This is a genomic window from Candidatus Symbiopectobacterium sp. NZEC135 (assembly GCF_025962695.1).
This window is the reverse complement of the sequence record NZ_JAGFPF010000180.1, coordinates 1-2,872: the sequence shown is the minus strand read 5'-3', so window position 1 is coordinate 2,872 and position 2,872 is coordinate 1. Positions and strand designations below refer to the sequence as shown.

General features: G+C 54.6%; 3 protein-coding genes and 1 pseudogene. All 4 read left to right on the top strand.

Annotated elements, in window-relative coordinates; genetic code table 11:
* A pseudogene (locus J5224_RS24545) lies at positions 1–507 on the top strand (DUF4123 domain-containing protein); the annotation flags it as partial.
* Positions 507–2,063, top strand: coding sequence for a T6SS phospholipase effector Tle1-like catalytic domain-containing protein (locus J5224_RS24540; RefSeq protein ID WP_264627835.1), 1,557 nt, complete (start codon positions 507–509; stop codon positions 2,061–2,063). The pseudogene J5224_RS24545 and the gene J5224_RS24540, both read left to right, overlap by 1 nt.
* Positions 2,023–2,475, top strand: a complete 453-nt coding sequence (locus J5224_RS24535) for a hypothetical protein (RefSeq protein WP_264627834.1) — start codon at positions 2,023–2,025, stop codon at positions 2,473–2,475. The genes J5224_RS24540 and J5224_RS24535 overlap by 41 nt, the downstream gene beginning before the upstream one ends.
* Positions 2,472–2,872: DUF2931 family protein (locus J5224_RS24530; protein ID WP_319802479.1), on the top strand; the 401-nt coding region annotated here is incomplete at its 3' end. The genes J5224_RS24535 and J5224_RS24530, both read left to right, overlap by 4 nt.

Below are 2,872 nucleotides of genomic sequence, written 5' to 3'. Positions count from 1 at the left end.
CGGGAAGGCGAAGCCGTTATATTTCGTTTCGCTGATCCGCGTATTTTTCTGCCAATCTTGCTCGCCATGACGCCAAACGAGCAAGATGCCATTCTGGGCCCCTGTTCCGGGCTCTGGATTGCCGGCCAGGCGTTTACACGTAATGCTGCCCCTCTCAGTCATCCGCCATTAAAAGCCCCGTGGTTTGCTATCCATTCACGCCATCTTGCTGCGCTGTATGACGAAAACCGCCACGCCTATATTCTTCGCCGCCGTTTTTGGCAGGTCATGACGACGACGATGGAGCGCCATCCGGACCCGGCCAGCACGATCTTACCGGTACTCCGACAAGCCAATGCCGACAAGCTTCAGGACGATGTACTTGATGGTGTGGTGGCGGGCACCCTGACCGTGCAGGCAGGGCTACCGCTGGAAAGCATTCGCGCGCCGCTGATGTTGACCGACTCTGAACTGGCACAGATCCGCCACTGGATGGCGCAGCACGCTGAATTGATGGGAGTGAATTAATGGCCGCAGATCCGCACTGTATTCCTTGTGAACGTTATGATAACTGGATCGAAATTGATATTCGGGATGAACACAATGTTTCCTTTAAGGGGCTAAAGGCGACATTGACCGATGAGACTGGCAAGTCTCAGACGGTCACGCTTAAAGACGGGCCTACGCTGGTGCGCGGTTTTGCCGTCGGCCCGATAGCGGTAAAACTGGAGACTCAACCCTGGCTTAAGGCCGCGCAATCACGTGAAATGCTTAAACAGGGGCAGAGTGCCGTACCGGCTTATACGACACAACTCGTCGGGCATGAGAAAACAGCGCGTGAACACGTAAATGTCACCACCGGCGACCTGTGTCTGACGGCCCCCGAGCAGCCACTGCCAGAGGCACATCAGGAAGGCAAAGCCGGAGAGGCGCGTTTCTTTACCAAACATGCCTACGTCATCGAGGTAAAAGGCTATACCCTCAATGTGTTGCGCATCGGCGTTTTCTTCGATGGCACCGGGAATAACACCAGTAATGCCGAATCTGGCATGAAAAAGGTGGAACAGTGGCTGGCAGAAACCTGTTCAGACCCAGCGCAGCGTGAGAAAGAACTGCTCGGCTGTCAGAGAGGACAGTTGCCGGTCAGTGACAGTGCGGCAAATGATAAGACCAATGTCGGCAAGCTATACGATCAATACCGCATTGGACCTGAAACGTTGAATGCGCATTGTTATATCAGCGGGATTGGTACCCGCGATCCGGTCCCAGGGAATGAAGGTCAGGAATACCGCTCAGATGTGACGCTGGCACTGGCTATGGATCTCAGCGTTATGGGGGAAGACACCTCCATCGTTGGGAAAGTGAATCTGGCCTGTGGACAAGGGATTGCAGAGGCCATCCAAAGAGATCTAAGGCAAGTATTACCCAATATTGATTGCATCCACCGTATTGTGTTTGATGTGTTTGGCTTTAGTCGAGGTGCAGCAGCAGCACGCCATTTTGTCAATGTTATCGACCAGAAGGATGATCATCCGCTGGTGCAGGCGGTGGCGGAGGATCCCTCTCTCCGCCTCAAAGCCGGGTTTGACTGGCGCAGCCGGGACGATGTGCGTATTGCCTTTTTAGGAATTTTTGATACCGTCACCTCGTCGTATAACCTCAAGGTTAAGACCCGTTTGCAGGATGACTGTGCCGATCGGGTGGTGCACCTGACGGCGCTGGATGAAGTCCGCCACCATTTCCCGCTGACGCGCATTACTCCGACGGCGATCGGTACCAGTATTCCCCCCCATTTTACCGAACTGGCTCTGCCGGGTGCACATTCGGATATCGGAGGCGGGTATTACAGTCGCTGGAGCCTGGCGAATCCGAACAGCGATCCGGCGCTGATCGAATGCATTGAGTTGGAACGTTTTATGAGCCAGGAAGAGGTTTCCACCGCTGAGATACAAAGCCGCGCCTTCAAGCAGGCGCGAGCCTATGCCGAGGAGAAGGTCTCTCTGGGATGGGTTGATCGCGACACCGCAGGTGGGGGCAATCAGTTTGATTCCCTATGCCTATATTCGCCGACGCGGAAAGGATGACCCCTGGCCACAAAAAGCAGTCTATGTCGACGTGATGATGAGCCGGGTGGTGGAAGGGGAATACTCCCGCATTCCGCTGCATATAATGGTGGAGGCGGGGCGTGCTGTGGGGGTGCCATTTAGAACGTGGGACCCGACGGTCACAGGTCATAGACTTGATTCTGGGGCCGCTAAAGAGCCTGCGGTTAACCTGACGGAACTGGATCAACGCTGGGCGATGGCTGCAACTGAACCGGGAGTGGTGAAAAAGCTGGGAGAACAGTTATCACCCGAGGTTTACCGGGCATTGCGCCGTGACTACGTGCACCACAGCGCCAGAAATCAGGGGATCGCCAATCCGGCTAACACCAACAAGCGGGAAGGCTCCGTCAGCAAGGAACGGCGGCATATCATCGGCAATCAGGAGGTATGATGTTCAGGTATCTGATTATATTCATTGGGCTTAGTCTTTCTCTGGTAGCGTGCTCAAGCCCAAACACAACCAGCCATGTTAGATGGAGCTACGGTCACGGCAGTAATATTGATGAGCTTGCGATCACCAAGGTTGCCTTTTATCGGAATGGGACATTACTGGGCGGATATCCTGGTGGAGGTATGGGGCCGGGAGCCAGCACGAAACGCATTACAGAAAAACGATATTACTGGGCCGGAGGCGGGGGATTACCTGTGGATGGAATGGCTGTTCCCGATCAAGCGGTAGTCGAAATGGTCTCCTTCCACGATCGCAAACGCTATCGCATCAAGGTGGGTTTACCTGCTGATCTGGGGCAACAAATGCAGCAGCGTTATCAAGTTAACGGACGCACCGA

Bases quoted from the DNA above. Each gene is read 5' to 3' on its own strand.
- J5224_RS24540 (WP_264627835.1), top strand. From the start codon at position 507: ATGGCCGCAGATCCGCACTGTATTCCTTGTGAACGTTATGATAACTGG.